Origin of the sequence: Staphylococcus borealis (assembly GCF_001224225.1) — a bacterium.
Taxonomy (GTDB): Bacteria; Bacillota; Bacilli; order Staphylococcales; family Staphylococcaceae; genus Staphylococcus; species Staphylococcus borealis.
Genome location: NZ_CUEE01000001.1, coordinates 541,920 through 563,044, shown reverse-complemented (window position 1 = coordinate 563,044; position 21,125 = coordinate 541,920). Strand labels below are relative to the sequence as shown.

The following is a 21,125-nucleotide window of genomic DNA, read 5'->3' as shown; positions in this document are numbered from 1 at the left end:
CAGACTCATTAAGCGAAAGCACATCAGATAGTGCATCAACATCAACAAGCGTGAGTGATTCAACAAGCACAAGTACATCATTAAGTGCATCAGCATCAACAAGCGTGAGTGATTCAACAAGTACAAGTACATCATTAAGTGCATCAGCATCAACAAGCGTGAGCGACTCAACAAGTGCAAGTACATCATTAAGTGAGTCAACATCAACGAGTGTGAGTGACTCAACAAGTGAGAGCACGTCATTAAGTGGATCAGAAAGCGAGAGTCTTTCAGACTCATTAAGCGAAAGCACATCAGATAGTGCATCAACAAGCGTGAGCGACTCAACAAGTGCAAGCACATCATTAAGTACATCAACATCAACAAGCGTGAGCGATTCAACAAGTGCAAGCACATCATTGAGTGCATCAACATCAGCAAGCGTGAGCGATTCAACAAGCACAAGTACATCAGATAGTGCATCAACGTCAACAAGCGTGAGTGACTCAACAAGTGCAAGTACATCATTAAGTGAGTCAACATCAACAAGCGTAAGTGATTCAACGAGCACAAGTACGTCAGATAGTGCATCAACGTCAACAAGCGTGAGTAACTCAACAAGCACAAGTACGTCAGATAGTGCATCAACGTCGACAAGTGCGAGCGACTCAACAAGCGCAAGCACATCATTGAGTGAGTCAACATCAACAAGCGTAAGTGATTCAACGAGCACAAGTACATCGGATAGTGAATCAACGTCAACAAGTATGAGTGACTCAACAAGTACATCATTAAGTGCATCAGCATCAACAAGCGTGAGCGACTCAACAAGTGCAAGTACATCATTAAGTGAGTCAACATCGACAAGTGTGAGTGATTCAACGAGCACAAGTACATCAGATAGTGAATCAACATCGACAAGTGAGAGTGACTCAACGAGCACAAGTACATCATTAAGTGAGTCAACGTCAACAAGCGTGAGTGATTCAACAAGTACAAGTACATCATTGAGTGCATCAACATCAACGAGCGTGAGTGACTCAACAAGTATGAGCACATCATTAAGTGGATCAGAAAGTACGAGTCTTTCAGACTCATTAAGCGAAAGCACATCAGATAGTGCATCAACATCAACGAGTGTGAGCGATTCAACAAGCACAAGCACATCAGATAGCGCATCAGCATCAACAAGTGTGAGCGACTCAACAAGCACAAGTACGTCAGACAGTACGTCAACATCAACGAGTGTAAGTGATTCAACAAGCGCAAGCACATCAGATAGCGCATCAGCATCAACAAGCGTGAGTGACTCAACAAGTGCAAGCACATCATTGAGTGCATCAACATCAGCAAGCGTGAGTGACTCAACAAGTGCAAGTACATCATTAAGTGAGTCAACATCGACAAGTGTGAGTGATTCAACGAGCACAAGTACATCAGATAGTGCATCAACGTCAACAAGCGTGAGTGACTCAACAAGTATGAGCACATCATTAAGTGGATCAGAAAGTACGAGTCTTTCAGACTCAACAAGCGCAAGCACATCATTGAGTGCATCAACATCAACAAGCGTGAGTGATTCAACGAGCACTAGTACATCTGATAGTGAGTCAGCATCAACAAGTGAGAGCGACTCAATGAGCACAAGTACATCAGATAGTGCGTCAACATCAACAAGTGTGAGCGACTCAACGAGCGCAAGCACATCAGATAGCGCATCAGCATCAACAAGCGTGAGTGACTCAACAAGTGCAAGCACATCATTGAGTGCATCAACATCAGCAAGCGTGAGTGACTCAACAAGTGCAAGTACATCATTAAGTGAGTCAACATCGACAAGTGTGAGTGATTCAACGAGCACAAGTACATCAGATAGTGCATCAACATCAACAAGCGTGAGCGACTCAACAAGTGCAAGCACATCATTAAGTGGATCAGAAAGTACGAGTCTTTCAGATTCAACAAGTACAAGTACATTATTAAGTGCATCAACATCAACAAGCGTGAGCGATTCAACAAGTACAAGTACATCATTAAGTGCATCAGCATCAACAAGCGTGAGCGATTCAACAAGTACAAGTACATCATTAAGTGCATCAGCATCAACAAGCGTGAGCGACTCAACAAGCACAAGTACGTCAGAAAGTGCATCAACATCAACAAGCGTGAGTGATTCAACAAGCACAAGCACATCATTGAGTGCATCAACATCAACGAGTGCAAGTGACTCAACAAGTGAAAGCACGTCAGATAGTACATCAACATCAACAAGTGTGAGCGACTCAACGAGCACAAGTACATCAGAAAGTGCATCAACATCAACGAGCACGAGTGACTCATTAAGCACAAGCACATCAGAAAGTGCATCAACATCAACAAGTGTGAGTGATTCAACAAGTGCAAGTAATTCAGATAATTCAAGCACATCGATATCATTTAGTATGGGTAAACCTGAGAGCCATTCATTGCCAGAATTTGATTTGCCATCATACATTGCTTCTGAATCAACAAGCACATCATTAAGTATTTCGACAAGCATGAGTACATCAACAAGTACAAGTGCATCAGTAAGTGCATCAACATCAACAAGCATGAGCGCATCAACAAGTACAAGTGCATCAGCAAGTGATTCAACATCAGGAAGCATGAGCGCATCAACAAGTACAAGTGCATTAGCAAGTGAGTCAACATCAGGAAGCATGAGCACGTCAACAAGTACAAGTGCATCAGCAAGTGACTCAACATCAGGAAGCATGAGCGCATCAATAAGTACAAGTGCATCAGCAAGTGACTCAACATCAACAAGCATGAGTGATTCAACAAGTGAAAGCACATCATTGAGCGCATCAACATCAACAAGCATGAGCACATCAACAAGTACAAGTGCATCAGCAAGTGAGTCAACATCAGGAAGTTCAAGCACGTCAACAAGTGCAAGTACGTCAACAAGTGGCTCAACATCAGGAAGCATGAGCGCATCAACAAGTACAAGTACTTCATCAAGCGATTCAACATCAGGAAGTTCAAGCACGTCAACAAGTGCAAGTACGTCATCAAGTGGCTCAACATCAACAAGCACGAGCACATCGATAAGTCCAAGTACGTCATCAAGTGGCTCAACATCAGTAAGCACGAGCACATCAACAAGTGCAAGTACGTCAACAAGTGGCTCAACATCAACAAGCACGAGCACATCGATAAGTCCAAGTACATCAACAAGTGGCTCAACGTCAGCAAGCACGAGCACATCGACAAATCCAAGCACATCACTAAGTCATTCAACATCAACATCAGAAAGTGAAACAGGCCGTAAGTCGATGAGCACTTCGGAATCACTTAGTAACAATGACTCACAAATGCATAGCAACGCACAACAACATGATGCTAAAGACGACTTGCCAGAAACAGGTGGTAAAGAATCTAATTCGACTGGATTATTATCAGCAGTTGCAGCAATGTTAGCGGGGTTAGGATTAGTTAGAAATTCTCGTAAAAATAAGAAAGATAAAAAGAATAAAGGATCAGAACAATAAACTATTTCATTAGGGAGATAGATTTGTAAAATAATCACTTGTTAATAAGGTGATTGTCTATCCTTAAAAAAAGAGGCTAAAGTATAATTATTGGTTGGAATAATGTATGTATAAACCAAACTAATTAATATCTTTAGCCTCTTTGATATAATGTAAAAAACTTTATTTTTAAAATTTTAGGTGGAATTATGATAAAAAATCGTGAATATAAGGTTTTATATAAGAGGATTGTATTTACCTGTTTTATATTGGTTGTCTACATTTTCGGGAGTCATATTTCAATCGTAGGTTCGAACGATGTATATGATAATAAAGACACATTTTTTAAATTAGCGGTTTCGAATGTGGGTGGAGATCTTCATACGTTAAATGTGTTCTCATTAGGTCTTGGTCCTTGGTTAACGTCGCTAGTTATCATTATGCTATTGAATTATCGAAATTTGGATCAAGCTACGAAACAAACACGTTCTGAAAAACATTACAAGGAAAGAATTATAACGATAGTGTTTGCGATATTTCAAAGTTATTTTGTAATCAATACGTATATTCATAATAACTTTATTAAAGATTCAAATGTCATGTTACTTATGCTAGTTCTTGTTACAGGGACAATGTTATTGGTTTGGTTAGCTGATCAAAACATCACATATGGTATCTGTGGGCCTATGCCTATTGTATTAACGAGTTTGATTAAGTCTTTATTTAACAATCAACATTTTTTCAAACTTAATGTAAGTGTCGTATTACTCATATTAGTTATTGTGACATTAATCGTCGCATTACTCGTTTTATTATTTATTGAGTTATCGGAATATCGACTTCCTTATAAAGACATGATGAATAACACGACGCAGAAGACACCGACGTATTTATCATGGAAATTGAATCCGGCTGGGAGTATTTCAATTATGATCAGTTTATCAGTTTATGTATTGCTTAATAACTTGATTCATTTAATAGCATCATTATTTGGTACTAATGCAAGTTTAGGATTTTTAAGTTTTGCTAGTCCAATCGGCATTACGTTTTATATTGTGTTACAAATCGTACTAAGTTACTTGCTGTCACGTTTCTTAATTAATACTAAGAAAAAAGCAAATGAATTTCTAAAGAATGGAAATTATTTTGATGCTATACGTCCGGGTCGTGAGACAGAACAATATTTAAATAGTAAAGCAAGAAAGGTATGTTGGACTGGCGCCATATTAGTTGCTCTGATTTTAGCAGTGCCACTATATTCAACATTGTTAGTGCCTAATCTATCCACAGAAATTTACTTTTCAATGCAATTAATTATTTTAGTTTATATCAGTATTAATATTGGTGAGACGATTCGCACCTATTTATACTTTGATCGTTACAAGCAAATCTTGAATAAATATTGGTAGGAGATAATTATGAAACAGTTTATACCTGCATGGTATGATTCGAACAATTGGTGGGATAGCGCTGTTGAGCCCTTTTATAAAAAAAGAAAAACGACAGAATTTGATGACATGGTAAGTTTAATGTCAATGCACCATAAAAATGATGAATCATTTAATACAATCATCTTAAATTATAATCCTATGTTGCGTCTGTTTTTACATCGTCATGAACTTTATGAAATCAATTACTGGTCTCTGTTTGATGACATACAAGGGGCGACGTATCTCACACCTATAGCGATTGATTTTAGAACGTTATCTTGGCCTGAGGATACGGAATTTATCTATACACCTTATCAAGTGATAGCTATTACAGGTGATAATCAATTTTCCAAAATTATTTTTAGTCAAGAAGGCTATCTACTCTATATCGAAGCATATGAAGAGAATAGGCTCAGTCGTAAATTTATATTTGATGACAGAGGGTTTGTGTCAGCTATTGAGACATATAATGAGACGCAAGCACCTGTGAATAGATATTATTTAAATGTAGACGGTCAATGTATGATGGTTCAAAATTTTACGACGCAGAGGGTAGCGATTCAATCAGAATTTGATGATCATTTTCAAAAGAAAGCGTATAAAAATATGGATGAACTTATCCATGAAAAGTTACAGCAATATCATATGTCGACGTTAGCAGATGACGATAAAATAATTATTGCTGCAGATGAACGACATAATCATTTAATGATAGATACATTTAAACCAGAGAATATGTGTTTTTCGATATTTAAGCAGAGAAATAAAACGATCAATGTTGCATTATTAGAGACGATTGGTAAAGCAAATCACTGTATCGTGGATACGCAAGAGAATACGATATTGTTAGACCAATTTATAGCTCAAAATCCTAACTATTTACCTTTTGAAACAATGCGTGTGACACCCTTTGATGCACAAATATTACCTAATATGAGTAGCCAATTATATGAAACAAATATTGGTGTTTGGTTAGGTGAACTTAATGATAACGACTTACGCTCGGTTATGGATCAACTGAGTCAATATATTAATCAACATGAGCAAACAATGCTACATGTATTAACGCGTTCAGTTGAAAGTGATATACCACAATGGTTCAAAGATGAGATTCATCAATTAAATAAAGTATTAAATACAAAGACTGAGTCATTCTCGCCAGAGGTTCAAGATATATTACAAACGGAGTTAGTTGAAGACGAAGTGGAAAAGGTTAAGTTGATTTATGTGCCTTTCGAAGAAGATTTAATCAAAGAAATGTCACAATTGAGAGTGATTGTAGATTTAAATCGAGAACCGGATTTATATTTACAAATTTCAAGTATTAGTGCGGGTGTACCTCAAATAAATATGCGAGAAACGGATTATGTTGATCATAAGTTAAATGGTTTAGTCATTGAAGAGATTCAACAATTGAGTACAGCTTTAGATTATTTCTTAGTCAATTTAAAGAATTGGAACTATTCATTTGCGCATTCTATAAAGTTGAGTAATGAATTTAGTTCAGAAAAGATTATTCAACGATTACATCGTTTGATTGAAGGTGAAATGCATGGCACGTAAATTTAGAATTTTACAAGTGGGTGGGCAAGATTTAGAACCATTATTTGATAGTAAAAAAGGTGTTGAATGGGATTATCTAGATGATGCATTATTCACATTCGATAGTGGTTATATCGAGGCTGTGAAAAGTATTATAGAAACGTTTGGTAACTTTGATTTAGTATTTGTGCAAAGTGCATACTCACCTGAGTTAATGGATTTATTACAAATCGTTACAACACCTCATAATACGGTCATTGATGCACAAATGTGGTCTCCAAAATATGATGATGAGCCATTGATCCAACACAAATTTGTAAAGAAACTTAATTATCAAACTGAGGAAGAGCTACATCATAAATTGTTAGCTGTGACATTTCCTGGGCAATATGGTGATAGGATATCACCAATTAAAACGATGGTTAATCCAAATTTTCAAGGAACGTATGAATATGAAGGAAATAAATATCTCGTTCTAGAAGGAGACTTTGGTAACGCTTTTAAACCTTTAGTTACGTGGACGCAAAATTTAGTTAATGATAAGAACATCGTTAATGAAATTTGGCCGGAGTATGTGATTGAAGGGGACGTCGAAATTGAATATACCTTTAGACTAACGCCAATATGGTCCGCAAACTTTCCAGATGTGACCTTACGTTATCTACAGCACGATTTAACACAACCTATTCAAATGCCAATGTGGTCAGAACAAGCCAATATAAGTGTATCGCTTAAAGCAAAAGGTAAAGGTAAGTTACGTATTGGTGCGATCCATAAACGTTGGTCACGACTAGAAATGGGACAATTTATTATGGGTGGACAACGTTTTGCTGATGAGAAACGAGATGAGTTTATTCATTATTTCAATCCAGGTGATATGAAACCACCGCTCAATGTGTATTTTAGTGGTTATCGACCTGCTGAAGGATTTGAAGGTTATTTTATGATGAATAAGATGGATGCGCCATTTATTTTAATTGGAGATCCTCGACTTGAAGGTGGTTCATTTTACCTTGGATCCGAAACATTTGAACAAGGGGTCATCGACGTAATACGCCATGCCTTAGACTTTCTAGGCTTTAAACATGATGAGCTCATACTATCAGGACTATCGATGGGGTCATTTGGGGCCTTATACTATGCAGCTCAATTAGAACCAGCTGCAGTTGTAGTAGGGAAACCATTGTTAAATATTGGAACGATAGCAGATAATATGAAATTGTTACGGCCTAATGAATTTGGAACAGCGAATGATGTTTTACTAGCGAATGAAAGAGATAACGCAATGTCAAACATTCAACGTTTGGATACACGATTTTGGGAAAAATTAAAAGCGAGTCATTTATCGCATACAATCTTTGCTATTGCATACATGCACAATGATGATTACGATACCAAAGCCTTCCAAAATGTATCACAAGTATTGGAAAAACAAGGTGCACATATGATGAGCCGTGGTGTACCAGGACGACATAATGATGATTCACCTACCATTACTAGCTGGTTTGTCAATTTTTATAACATTATTCTAAAAGATCAATTCGGGAGAGATAGCAATGTCAGTATTAAATAGTTACACATTATTGTGGCGTCATATTAATACGGGAACGTTTATGTATGGTACGAAACTGCGCTTTCAAGATGAGGGGACGGATTTTAATAATCCATTAATGCCGTCAGGAACTGTGATACATGATTGGCGTATGTTAACCACATTTAGTGAACATAAGACTGTGCCCTCACTTCCTATTTTGAAAAAAGGGTATCACTATAATGTATTGTTGAACTTTGATGCGCAGCCACAAGGAAGTGCCTATATTAAGATGACATTTTATCGTAAAAATGATACTGAACATTCGTACTTAATTATTAAACACAGTGATACTACATTTCAATTTCCTGATGAAGCTTATGCTTATAAAATTGAATTAATTAATGCTGGTTTGTCGCATCTCTTTTTCAAAAATATTAAAATTCAAGAAATCGATAAAGCGGATACTGTAGCGCATGAGATTGTAGATAGTAAAGTGAATTTAGACGTATTAAATCGGGTCATATTTGGCGTAAGAAGCGATATGAGAGGTGGTCAAAATGGCTAGTCGTGTAAGTAACGTGATTAATTCAATGCGTTTACAACGGTTACAGAAGCAATTGACAGCAGTCAATCGATTAAGTGAACAAATGCGTCAATCTTCAGATGAAGCATTACAAGCTAAGACGGCTGAGTTTAAACAACGTTTGGCTAATAATGAAACGACTTTAAATAAATTGTTACCTGAAGCGTACGCAACGATTCGTGAAGCATCGAAACGTGTGTTAGGCATGTATCCGAAAGATGTTCAAGTGATGGGTGCGATTGTTATGCATCAAGGCAACATTGCAGAAATGCAAACTGGAGAAGGTAAGACATTAACAGCAACTATGCCACTCTATTTAAACGCGCTCACTGGTAAAAGTGCGTTTCTAATTACCACAAATGATTATTTAGCTAATCGTGACTTTCAAGAAATGAGACCGTTGTATGAATGGTTAGGTTTAACAGCGTCGCTTGGATTTGTTGATAGTCCTGACTATGACTATGCCGATAATGAAAAGCAAGCATTATATCATCATGACATTATTTATACTACGAATGGCCGTTTAGGATTTGATTATTTATTTGATAATCTAGCAGATCATATTAACGCTAAATATTTACCTGAATTAAACTTTGCGATTATTGATGAAGTAGATTCTATTATATTGGATGCTGCACAAACACCGCTAGTCATTTCTGGTGCGCCACGTGTCCAATCCAATTTATTTCACATTGTAAAAATGTTTGTAGAAACGTTAGTCGAGGATAAGCACTTCAAAGTAAAATTAAACAAAAAAGAAGTGTGGCTTACAGATGAAGGTATTGATGTAGCGAATCATTATTTTAAAGTGAATAATATCTATCTACCACAACATTTTGATTTAGTACGTATCATCAATTTATCATTACGTGCGAAATATCTATTTAAAGATAATTTGGACTACTTTATATACAATGGTGAAGTTGTACTGATTGACCGTATTACAGGACGAATGTTGCCAGGTACGAAACTACAATCTGGTCTACATCAAGCTATTGAAGCGAAAGAATCTGTAGATTTATCACAAGATTTAAGTGTCATGGCGACAATTACGTTCCAAAATTTATTTAAGTTATTTCATCAATTTTCAGGAATGACGGGAACGGGCAAGTTAGGTGAAAAGGAATTCTTCGATTTGTATTCTAAATTAGTGGTAGAAATTCCAACTAACAATCCGATTATACGTAATGATAAAGAAGATCGTGTCTATGCGAAATCCGAAGATAAGAATAAGGCGATACTAGAAAATGTAGTCAATATTCATGCTACTAAACAGCCGGTACTCTTAATTACAAGAACTGCAGAAGCGGCTGAATATTTCTCAGCACAATTGTTTAAACAAAATATTCCTAATAATCTATTGATTGCACAAAATGTTGCCAAAGAGGCACAAATGATTGCTGAGGCAGGACAACTTGGTGCTGTTACAGTATCAACGAGTATGGCAGGACGAGGTACAGATATTAAACTTGGTGACGGCGTACATGAACTCGGCGGTTTAGCTGTGATTATCAATGAACATATGGAGAATAGTAGAGTTGATAGACAATTACGTGGACGCTCAGGTCGCCAAGGTGATCCAGGCGTTTCACAGATATATGTGTCATTAGATGATTATATTGTTAAACGATGGAGTAAGTCGAAGTTAGCTGAAAATGAGAAACTAAGAAACATTGATTCAGTGAAATTACAAAATAGTCCCTTTTTCAGAAATAAAGTGAGGGGCATCGTTACGAAAGCACAGCGTGTATCTGAAGAAACTGCAATGATGGCACGTGAGATGGCGAATGAATTTGAAAAAAGTATTGGTATTCAACGTGATCGTGTGTATGAAGAACGCAATCGTATCCTTGAAACATCTGACTTTAGTGGATTTGACTATGATACATTAGCGCGTGATGTCTTTGACTATGATTTGAGAACAAGGGGAATTGATACAAAAGATGACATTGTGCGTTATATATATGAGCAATTGAGTTTTAGTTTCCATGACACATCAATCAGCCAATATATACAAACCCGTGACCAAACCATCGATTATTTAATACAACAATTCAACAAGCAACTAAAATATAATATGGAAATTGCAGGTAATGATTATTTTAAATTACGTTTTCAACAAAAAGCGATATTAAAAGCAATCGATGCTGAATGGATCAGTCAAGTTGATCAACTGCAACAACTTAAAGCGAGTGTCAATAACCGACAAAATGGTCAACGTAATGCGATTTTCGAGTATCATAAAGTAGCGCTAGAAACCTATGACATGATGCTGATTAATATTAAACGAGGAATCATTCGTAATTTATGTTTAAGTATATTAACGTTTGATAAAGAGCAAGATTTAGTAGTACATTTCCCTTAAAATGAGGTGTTCATAAGTGACGATATATAATATCAATTTTGGCATTGGATGGGCGAGCAGTGGTGTAGAATATGCTCAAGCTTATCGTGCTAAATTATTAAGAGCGGTCAATCAACCAGCTAAATTTATTTTTTTGGACTTTATTTCCGCAGAAAATATTCAAACGTTAACAGCCAATATCGGGTTTAAAGATGATGAAGTGATATGGTTGTATCAATATTTTAGTGATATTCCTATTGCACCAACAACGTATACCATTGATGATTTGATTAACGATTTAGGTAATCCTGTCACTGCCCAAACCATCACGGGTAAAACGATTCGTTTATACATTGGAAATGATAATTCATATGTGACTTGTTATTTAAAAAATGAAAATGACACAATTGTCGATCGTGCAGAATTTGTCATTAACGGTATGTTAGTGCGAAAGGATTACTATAGCTATGTACGTACATTCTCAGAGTATTATGCACCTTATGAAAATCGTGCCAAGTTATATAAGAGACAGTTTTATAATGAAGATGGTTCTATTGCTTATAAGGAACATATTGACGGAGAATCCAGTGTGTATGTATTTGATGATGCGCGTTTATACAGTAAACAAGCGTTTGTAGCTTATTTCATGGAGAAATTAAACTTAAACGCGAATGATGTTGTCATTATCGATCGCTCAACTGAAGTGGGGCAAGCGATTTTGGAACATAAAGGACAAAGTAAAGTCGGCATCGTTGTGCATGCAGAACATTATAGTGACAATGCTACAGATGACCGTTATATTTTGTGGAATAATTATTATGAATATGTTTTTACGCAAGCACCTTATATTGATTTTTACATTACAGCAACAGACCTACAAAATCAGATTCTAACAGAACAATTCGAAACCTATACCGCACATCAACCTCGTGTTCGTACCATACCTGTTGGTAGCTTACATCAATTGAGTTATCCAAAGACGGAGAGAAAGCCATATTCAATGCTTACAGCTTCAAGATTAGCGAGTGAAAAGCATGTAGATTGGATAGCGCTAGCGGTCATTAAAGCTAAAAAAGAGGTACCACAGTTAACATTTGATATATATGGTCATGGGAACGAAAGAACGAAGATTGAAGACATTATTACGGAACATCAAGCGCAAGATTATATTCAGCTAAAAGGGCATGTGAAATTAGATGATATCTATGCCAACTATGATGTGTTTATGTCGGCATCAACAAGCGAAGGCTTTGGCTTAACGCTAATGGAAGCGGTAGGTTCAGGACTTGGAATGATAGGCTTTGATGTGAATTATGGCAATCCAACCTTTATTAAGCATGGTGAAAATGGCTACCTCATTCCTATCGATAGGGATAACCAAGATATCGAGGTTATTACTGATCATATGGCTGAGAAAATCGTGCAGTATTTTAATGATGGACCTAAGCAACCACATGATACGTCGTATACTATAGCAGAACCATTTAAAACCGAGTATATTACGCAAAAATGGCAAAATTTAATCGATGAGGTGCTATATGATTAATTTATTTGAAAAATATGATGAAGCATCACAAAAACTTCAACAATCACTTCAACTTGCAGGATTTCAGCATCAAACTATTGTGATGGACGATGATGGTTTTTTACCTGACGGCTTTATATCACCTTATCAATTTTTTGCAAATTACGAACATAAGGATAGTGATAAAGCAGCCTTTTTCAATGAAGTTCAAGTACCACCATTGTGGGAAATTAAAGGGAATCATGATCAAGCTGAAATTATAGATAACGGTCATGTTCGAGGTCGTATCTTTTATCGTGAACACTTTAAAAATAGAATCGTAAACTTTGTAGAATGGTTTGATACAAATGGTCAACTGCGGTCGGTTGATTTTTACAATAAAGATGGCTTTAAATATGCGGAAACGCTATATGATTTAAATAAAACGGCAATCTTGAAAACGTATGTGGATCGACAAGGCAATGAGGTATTATATGAGAACTTTGTCACTAATGATATCGTCTTAGATTGGCAAGGTCAGTCGCATTTCTTTGCGACGAAGCAGGACTTTATCAGCTTCTTCTTAGAACAATTAGATGTTGATACATCAGACGTCTTTATTAATTCATTAGCGACACCTTTCTTTGTATTATACCAATCGAATCATATTGCAAATGCAGTGTTATTTTGGCAAGAACAGAGTCATGGAGATGTCCCGGGAAATATGAAGTTATTGTTAGATAATGGGCGCTTTCATGCAAGTGTAATTATCCCAGATCGTGTAGAGTTTGAAGATATTACATCCAATATTGCATCACACTACCATCCATTGATTCGTCAAGCGGGTTATGTGTATGATTATCAGAAATCCAATCAATATACGAAACAAATACTCAATTTAACAAATTCTGATGATATTCCAAATTTGGAAAAGATCATACAGCAATGCAAAGATTATCAATTTCATATAGGCGCGATTACTGAAATGTCAGCTAAGTTAATGGACTTAGGCAAATATGATAACGTTAAACTCTATCCAACCATTACTCAAGAAAAGGTTCATCACTTATTCGCAACTTGCGATGTTTATTTAGATATCAATAAGGGTGGCGAAATCGTAAATGCCATTGAGCGTGCAATGCTTAATAATCAATTGATTATAGCTTATGATGAAACCGCACATCGCCGTGCATTTATTTCAGAAAAGAATATCACTCAGCAAAGTGAACCACAACAGTTAATTGAAATATTGAACGAAGTCGCACAAGATAAAAAACAATTTAAACAACGTATTGTTGCGCAACAAGAGAAGAACAATAGCATTGATCAACGTACATTTAAGAAAGCAATTAGTAATGCGATGGAATAATTCTAAAAGATGATTTTAAAATAGTTTTTAGATAGATAATCACTCACATAAGTTGCTTCGCGTTCCTGGGGTGCCGTCTCTAAAGTAGTTCTTAAATGGATCTTCATTTCACTTAAGTTGAGACGCTTGCCTAGGGGGCTGGGTCGTAAAGAAATTCTTAGATGAATATTTACTCAATTTGTTGCGACGCTTTCTTGCGGGAAAGGCTCGTGCCTGTAGTCCTCTAAAGAAATTCTTAGATGAACATTTACTCATTCTGTTGTGATGCTTGCCTAGGGGGATGGGTCGAGCCGCGGTCTCGACACTCATCCTACTCCCTCAGGCGTCACACAACGCCATCTATTATCCATCTTTAGAGCTACTTACCTAAGTGTTATAGCACTTAGGTTCTTTGAAACTACTGCCCCCCTAGGAGTCTCCGCAACTCTGTTTCGTAATCTATCTTAGAACTATTTACGTAAGTGTGTGAGCACTTACGTTCATCAATCGTTCTAACTCCCTCAGGCGTCGCTCAACTACGTTCCATTACCCATTTTAGAACTACTTACTTAAGTACTTTAATACTTGAGTTGATATAAACATGAATGAAATTAAATAAGCCAGTAAATGGATTTATAAAAAATTCATTTGCTGGCTTATTTTTTAAAGAATGTGGACTAAACGAATCAGTCATTAATATATAATATTACTTTGATGTTTTTTTAATACTTATTAAAGTCCCATTTGAATCAGATTCAATATTTAAACTTAAAGAGAATCTGTCACATATATTTTTAATGATAGTTAATCCTTTTGATTGTGTGGATTTATTATTAAAGCCAATGCCATTATCTTGAATTGTAATATACTCTTCATTAAGTGAGATAGTAATACGTGATGATTTCGAATGTTTATACACATTTGAAATTATGTTATCAAATAATCGTTCATACCATAGTTGGTCACCAATCCAATAAATATTATCATGTTCAACATTTAAGACAGAGATAATATGTTTTGAATGTAAAAGATAATGCCACTTATTAAGTGTTTTATTTATACACTCTTGTATATCTATTTGATGATTAAAAGTATAAAATTTAGAAATATCATCTTTGTCAGGTAGTGCCTGAATTAACTTGGAAATATAGTTTATCTTTTCGTAAGATAATTCAATATCATTATCATTAATTTGATATTGGAATCCGAGTTGATACAATTCTAAATTTAATGCTGTTAAAGGGGTATTAATATCATGAGCGAGTTGATTAATGTAATGCTGTTCTTGCTTTTTATTTTCAATAATTTCTAATTCCCTATATCTTAATCTGTCTATTAAAACATTGATGGATTGTCCAACCTCATCAATCTCATCATTTATATGAGAAGGTAAATCTAGTTTATTAGGTAATTGATCACTATATGCAATATCTAATAATTTTTTATTTAATAAGTTTAAACGATTAACAATTTTATATATATATCGTGAGGCGATCATAACTAATGTAATTAGAATTAGGAAGAACAGAATATAAAATATTATAGTAAGGCCACTGGATTTAAAATTTAAGCCAATTGGATAACCCATTACTTTTTCAATAAATAAAATACATAGCAGTATGAAACTATTGATAGCTATAAAGACTAGGGGTATAGATAGTAATCCTAATCCCATAAATATATAGTATTTTTTTAATAATCCCATAACTTAGCCTCCATTTAATCTATAACCAATGCCATAAATTGTCTCAATAATTGTTCCAGAATCTAATAATTTAGTTCTTAACTTTTTAATATAGGCGTTCAAAGTATTTTCAGAAGTAGCTTCGAAATGCCAAACATAATCAATAATTTGCGCCTTAGTTAAAATTAAATCTTTATTTTCATACATATAAAAAAACAATCGACGTTCTGTTTTAGTTAAAGATAATTGGTTTCCATCAATTGTTGTAATTACCTTGTCTTTACGATTTACTTTAAAATCATGAAACAAAACCGTTTCATCGACATAATAAGTCGTTAACAGATTGTTAATTCTAGAAATGAGCTCTCTAGGGTTAAACGGTTTAGTAAGGTAATCATTTCCATTAGCTAAACCTTTAACTTTAGAATCTATATCAACTCTAGCTGATAAATAAATAATTGGTATTGAAGAAATACTTCTTATTTCATCTGTAATAGTTAGACCATCATTATTAGGTAACATGATATCCATAATAATGAGATGAATATTATCTAACTCGTTAAACACATTATCTCCAGTATAATCTAGAGTCACTTGTGCACCATTTAGCTCTAATATTTGTTTTAGATTTTTAGCGATTGATTCATCATCTTCCACTAATAAAATATGATAACCCTTCATATAATCCACCTTTATGTTTAATTGATTAGTATAAATGTTGGTATATAGAATAGCACGTATAATAAAAAGAATAATATAGGCAATTTAAAATTAGGGGAATAATCTTTGTCCCTTAACCACGAAAGTGTTTCGTATATGCCTGTTAAAAAAGCTATGGCCAAACTCAACATTGCAATGAGTAATAATACTGATGATATGATGCTAGTCATTCTTATGCACTCCTTTTATCTCAATTTGTAATATCAGTCTAAAAAGTAATTCTGAAAAAGTTATGAATAAGCATCTATTTTTGGTTTGCAAAATTTTGTAACGTACTAATCTACTAAATTAATTAAATTAAATATAAAAAATATATTGCTTTTTGAGTTTTAAAATATAAAATAATATATGTAAATAGTATTCTTTTAATTTACAAAAAAGATGAGGAGGCTAATATGAAAAGATTATTTTTTATAAGTATTATATTTTTAATTTTTTTAGGAGGATGTTCTTTCAGCGACAATAAGGATGAGGCTGAGGGTGAAGAATCAAATAGCAAGGCAAAAGCTACGGACAAAATGAAGAAATTTAAAATGGGACAAGTTGTGGATGCTGATGGTGTAGATATCAAAGTTGTTAAAGCGGAATTTATTGATCATTACACTGACTACAATGCGCCTGAAAATGGCAAAGCCTTGAGAGTATACATAAAATTTAGAAATAATAATGATGATCAAGTTTTAATGGATAATACAGATTTTAGTATGAAAGTGAATAATGAGAATTATGAAGAATGGTATGGAAGCGAAGACATGCATGAAGGGTTCAGTCATCAATTGAATCATAATAACACGGCTTCAGGTTACATTACCTATGATGTACCCGATAGTGATCAATACACGTTAGAGTTAGATACAGTACCTAACTTCAATAAAATAAGAGGCCAATGGATTATCAATAAATCAGAAATTAAAAATTCAAATGGCACCAAAGATACTTCGGCTGACTCAACTACTGATGTTGAAGATGAGTCAGAATCAACCACTAATAATAAAACTAAAGATACAGATCAAGCTGATGTTGGTGTGACGTATCCAGCATATATGTATAATGCCTTAGTGGATGAATATAATTCACTTACTGACGGGGAAAAGATGAACCATGTCTCTAAAGATGTATTAGAAATTGAATATGATCAATTAGAGGCACGTGTAGAAGCATTATATGAAAAAGAAAATGCAAAAGCACAAAAGGAATATGAAAAAGCAATGCAAGCATATGAAGATCAATTGGCACAAGAAGAATATGAAGAACAACAAGCTGAAGAAGCTGCCAATGAAGCATCAGAGTCTGATGGCAATTCAAGTGGACCTGGTTCTGATGAGCCACCAGTAGACAGTCATTCAGAAGATGTAACTTCTGAAGATGATGCAGCATAAAGAAGGAGACAACAATGACGTATATAGACATGAATAAACCTAAACCAACGAATCGAACTGCTGAAAAAACATTAGGTATTTTAGGTAGTGCACTTGGCATTATCGGTGGTCTAACTGGAATGGTAATCGTAACTATAGGTTGGATACTAGGAACTCAAAATTCATTTAAAATGACTGTAATAGCACTTAGTGCGCTATTATTATGTATCTTTACTTTAATATTAAGCTGTCTAATTGAACGAGATAGAGTAGCTATAGGAATTATTTTAATCGTTGGTGGCTTATTAGACATATTTTTAATGGAATTTATGGGTTATTTATCAGGCATTTTAATTATTGTTGCAGGAATCATTGCGTTAGTTAGAAAATAATTTGATGGAATAGAAGGAAACGATAACAAAGTTCCTTCTATTTTTTTATAATTAAGATTAGAAACGAGGTGCTAGAGATGGAAACAGTTTATATTGCAGGTGGATGTTTGTGGGGGGTTCAAGCATTTATTAAAACATTGCCGGGTGTCTTAACGACCGAAGCGGGACGTGCAAATGGGACCTCCCCGCAACGGAGTGACACATATGACGGTTATGCAGAATGTGTTAAAACGACGTTTGACCCTATGGTATTAACCATTACTGATTTAATGAATTACCTTTTCGAAATTATAGATCCGTATAGTATTAATAAACAAGGTGTAGATGAAGGACCAAAATATCGTACAGGGATATATAGTGAGAAGGCGGAACACCTTGAAGAAGCACGAAGCTTCATTTCTAATCGACCCGATAAGGCGCGTATTGCTGTGGAAGTATTACCTTTAAATAACTATGTTCCAAGTGCGGATGAACATCAGGACCGACTCGATAAACATCCAGAGGATATCTCATATTGTCATATTAGTCGTGAGATGTTGCAAAAATATCTTTAACTACAATCAAGTTTGCTCAAAATAATAAATTCTATAACATCCTTCAATATTTTTCGGAAAAGGTTATGCATAACAAAGCTTATTTAGGCAATATCATAACTATAGGAAGTATAATAAAATAAGGATTATTTAAATATAAAGAGAAAGAAGCGGTAAATATGACTATTTTACTCACTGGGGCAACAGGCCATCTTGGTTCACATATAACGGAACATGCCATTAAAGAACAGTTATCTGATTTCAATATTGGTATACGAAATCCAGATAAAATGCCAGCGCATTGGAAAGATAAAGTTAATGTTCGAGAGTTAGATTATTTTAATAAAGAAAGTATGGTTGAGGCATTTAAAGGTATTGATACAGTTGTGTTTATTCCAAGTATCATTCATCCATCATTTAAACGACTTCCAGAAGTCGAGAATTTAGTTAGTGCAGCTCAAGAAGCCAACGTTTCACACATCATGTTTATTGGTTATTATGCAGATCAACATAATAATCCATTTCATATGAGTCCATACTTTGGCTATGCGGAGCGTTTGCTAGCCTCTAGTGGCTTACATTATACGTATGTCAGAATGGCGATGTATATGGATCCGTTGAAACCTTATTTACCAGAACTTGCAAAAATGCATAAATTAATTTATCCAGTAGGAGAAGGGCGTATTAATTATATTTCAAGGGACGATATTGCCAGAGGAATTGTCGCGTTATTACAACAACCGGATAAGTTTGGACAGAGATATTTACTATCAGGCTATAGCTATTCTATGACAGAGTTAGCAGCAATACTTTCTGAAGCATCAGGGACTAAGATTGCGTACGATCCTGTTTCTTTTGACACATTTGCAGAAATGTACGATGAACCGAAAGGATTTGGCGCATTGCTAGCGTCAATGTACGATGCGGGCGCAAGAGGTTTACTTGACCAACATTCAGATGACTTTGAACAACTTGTTCATGATAAACCACAAACCTTCCCAGAATTTTTGAAAAGTGATCAATAAAAGAGCAAGGCGTGTGATGATTATCATCGCACGCCTTGCTCTCGCATTATATAGTTAAATGATATTATTTGTTATCGCAATCGAAAGTATCAGCGAAACTTAAAGCAGCTAAGCCTAATAAGTCTAAAGCGTGTTGAGCGCCTTCTTTACCATGGCCAGCTTCAAAGTGTTTGTAAGCAGCAACGCCTAATACACCGAAAGTAGCGATTGAACCTAAACGTGATAAGTTTTTGTTTAAGAAACTTGCAGCATAAAAAGCAGCAGCAGCAGCTTCTACAGTACCAGCTAATTTAACTGAACTTTCTGGTAAACCAAATACATTTTGGAATGTATCTTTCATTTCTTGGTCACCTTTTAATTTAGGTTTTGAAGCAGTGTATAATTCTTTAGCAAGTTTTAAGTTTGCAGCATAACGTAAAATCATAATTTAAAAATCTCCTTTTTATTTGTTTTCAAAGTATTTATCAACAATAGGTTTAACGCGTTCGCCAAATAGACGGATTGATTTCATTACATACGCATGAGGCATTGAGCCTACAGGTGTATGAATCATGAAACGGTTAAGACCTAAGGTTTCCACAGTATCAATAATCTTTTGGGCAACCGTTTCAGGACTACCCAGGTAGATTGCGCCGTGACTTCCTATTTCTCGTTCCAACATATTCTCATCAAAGCTAGGCCAACCACGTTCACGACCTAAAATGTCATGATGTGCTTTCAAAGAAGGGAAGAATTCTTTCTTAGCTTCTTCATCAGTTTCGGCGATGTAGCCCCATGAGTGCACCGATACAGATAATTCATCTGGATTATGACCGTATGATTCTGCAACGGATTTATAAATCTCAATATTACGTGTAAATCGTCTAGGATTGCCACCAATAATCGCATACGTAATCGGCAATCCAAAGGCACCTGCTCTTAATGAGGATTCAGGTGTGCCACCAGTTGCAATGGAAATAGGTAATTTACCATGCTCGACACGAGGATATATACCTGTTGGGTCGAAACTTGGACGTAACTTACCTTCCCAACTTACGACTTCATGTTCGTTAATCTGTAATAACAGTTGCAATTTCTCATTAAATAAATCTTCGTAGTCATTTAAATTATAACCGAATAATGGAAAAGATTCGATGAATGACCCTCGACCAATCATAATTTCAGCACGCCCATTAGATACAGCATCTAATGTCGCATAGCGTTGATACACACGTACTGGGTCATCTGATGATAACACAGTTACTGCTGAAGATAATTTAATATGCTTCGTACGCGATGCTGCAGCAGCAAGCACAGTGACTGGATCTGATACAGCATAATCAGGACGATGATGTTCTCCTAATCCATATATATCTAAACCTAATTGATCTGCTAATTCAATTTCTTCAACAATATCGCGAATTCTTTGCGCATTTGACACGGCGGGTTGTGTACCATCAGGCATCACCATATCAACATTGTCTGCAAATGAAGTCAAACCTAATTCTATTTTCAACACGTCACCTCCATTGGTATAAAATTTATACTAGAATTGTAGCCCTTATTTCATGAATAGTCAATAGAAATGTTTCGAATTAGAGATTTTTTTGGTTTTGAAAAGGGTGATGTATAAATTTATAAAATGCATGAACTTTAAA

General features: G+C 35.3%; 16 protein-coding genes. 12 read left to right on the top strand and 4 right to left on the bottom strand.

Annotated features, from left to right (window positions below; all coding sequences use genetic code 11):
- The 8 genes from AK212_RS13975 to gtfB form a co-directional block, all read left to right on the top strand.
- A partial coding sequence (locus AK212_RS13975) for an LPXTG cell wall anchor domain-containing protein (protein ID WP_154392006.1) occupies positions 1 to 3,512 on the top strand: 3,512 nt, incomplete at its 5' end.
- Between the two features lie 188 nt (positions 3,513 to 3,700).
- Positions 3,701 to 4,900 (top strand): accessory Sec system protein translocase subunit SecY2, encoded by a 1,200-nt coding sequence (gene secY2 / locus AK212_RS02620; protein ID WP_053029044.1) that lies wholly within the window; start codon positions 3,701 to 3,703, stop codon positions 4,898 to 4,900.
- A 9-nt stretch (positions 4,901 to 4,909) separates the two neighbouring features.
- Positions 4,910 to 6,484 carry an accessory Sec system protein Asp1 gene (asp1, locus tag AK212_RS02615; RefSeq protein WP_053029043.1) on the top strand — a complete coding sequence of 525 codons (1,575 nt, stop codon included), beginning with the start codon at positions 4,910 to 4,912 and terminating at the stop codon, positions 6,482 to 6,484.
- Positions 6,474 to 8,036, top strand: coding sequence for an accessory Sec system protein Asp2 (gene asp2 / locus AK212_RS02610; RefSeq protein ID WP_053029042.1), 1,563 nt, complete (start codon positions 6,474 to 6,476; stop codon positions 8,034 to 8,036). The genes asp1 and asp2 overlap by 11 nt, the downstream gene beginning before the upstream one ends.
- Complete coding sequence (gene asp3 / locus AK212_RS02605) at positions 8,020 to 8,562, top strand: accessory Sec system protein Asp3 (RefSeq protein WP_053029041.1); 543 nt, start codon at positions 8,020 to 8,022, stop codon at positions 8,560 to 8,562. Before asp2 ends, asp3 begins: the two co-directional genes overlap by 17 nt.
- Entirely contained in the window at positions 8,555 to 10,945 is a 2,391-nt protein-coding gene (secA2, locus tag AK212_RS02600; protein ID WP_053029040.1) for an accessory Sec system translocase SecA2, read from the top strand. The genes asp3 and secA2 overlap by 8 nt, the downstream gene beginning before the upstream one ends.
- Positions 10,946 to 10,961: 16 nt before the next feature.
- On the top strand, positions 10,962 to 12,470 hold the full coding sequence (gene gtfA, locus AK212_RS02595) for an accessory Sec system glycosyltransferase GtfA (protein WP_053029039.1): 1,509 nt from the start codon (positions 10,962 to 10,964) through the stop codon (positions 12,468 to 12,470).
- Positions 12,463 to 13,797, top strand: coding sequence for an accessory Sec system glycosylation chaperone GtfB (gtfB, locus tag AK212_RS02590; protein WP_053029038.1), 1,335 nt, complete (start codon positions 12,463 to 12,465; stop codon positions 13,795 to 13,797). Before gtfA ends, gtfB begins: the two co-directional genes overlap by 8 nt.
- A 685-nt stretch (positions 13,798 to 14,482) precedes the next feature.
- On the opposite strand, the gene AK212_RS02585 is transcribed toward gtfB, so the two are convergent.
- A complete protein-coding gene (locus AK212_RS02585) occupies positions 14,483 to 15,481 on the bottom strand; it encodes a sensor histidine kinase (RefSeq protein WP_053029037.1) in 999 nt (332 codons plus the stop codon).
- Between the two features lie 3 nt (positions 15,482 to 15,484).
- Positions 15,485 to 16,141 carry a response regulator transcription factor gene (locus tag AK212_RS02580; RefSeq protein WP_053029036.1) on the bottom strand — a complete coding sequence of 219 codons (657 nt, stop codon included), beginning with the start codon at positions 16,139 to 16,141 and terminating at the stop codon, positions 15,485 to 15,487.
- Positions 16,142 to 16,575: 434 nt separating this feature from the next.
- Here AK212_RS02580 and AK212_RS02575 point away from each other — a divergent pair, with 434 nt between their 5' ends.
- The 4 genes from AK212_RS02575 (at position 16,576) to AK212_RS02560 (ending at position 19,488) form a co-directional block, all read left to right on the top strand.
- The gene (locus tag AK212_RS02575) at positions 16,576 to 17,559 is read left to right on the top strand and encodes a DUF4352 domain-containing protein (protein ID WP_053029035.1); all 984 of its coding nucleotides are present in this window, start codon (positions 16,576 to 16,578) and stop codon (positions 17,557 to 17,559) included.
- A gap of 14 nt (positions 17,560 to 17,573) precedes the next feature.
- Positions 17,574 to 17,930, top strand: a complete 357-nt coding sequence (locus AK212_RS02570) for a hypothetical protein (RefSeq protein WP_053029034.1) — start codon at positions 17,574 to 17,576, stop codon at positions 17,928 to 17,930.
- A 77-nt stretch (positions 17,931 to 18,007) separates the two neighbouring features.
- Entirely contained in the window at positions 18,008 to 18,484 is a 477-nt protein-coding gene (locus tag AK212_RS02565; protein WP_053029033.1) for a peptide-methionine (S)-S-oxide reductase, read from the top strand.
- 158 nt (positions 18,485 to 18,642) lie between these two features.
- Positions 18,643 to 19,488 carry an SDR family oxidoreductase gene (locus tag AK212_RS02560; RefSeq protein WP_053029032.1) on the top strand — a complete coding sequence of 282 codons (846 nt, stop codon included), beginning with the start codon at positions 18,643 to 18,645 and terminating at the stop codon, positions 19,486 to 19,488.
- 64 nt (positions 19,489 to 19,552) lie between these two features.
- On the opposite strand, the gene AK212_RS02555 is transcribed toward AK212_RS02560, so the two are convergent.
- On the bottom strand, positions 19,553 to 19,912 hold the full coding sequence (locus AK212_RS02555; protein WP_037538195.1) for a DoxX family protein: 360 nt from the start codon (positions 19,910 to 19,912) through the stop codon (positions 19,553 to 19,555).
- 18 nt (positions 19,913 to 19,930) lie between these two features.
- Positions 19,931 to 20,983, bottom strand: coding sequence for an LLM class flavin-dependent oxidoreductase (locus tag AK212_RS02550; protein ID WP_053029031.1), 1,053 nt, complete (start codon positions 20,981 to 20,983; stop codon positions 19,931 to 19,933).
- Positions 20,984 to 21,125 lie beyond the last annotated feature (142 nt).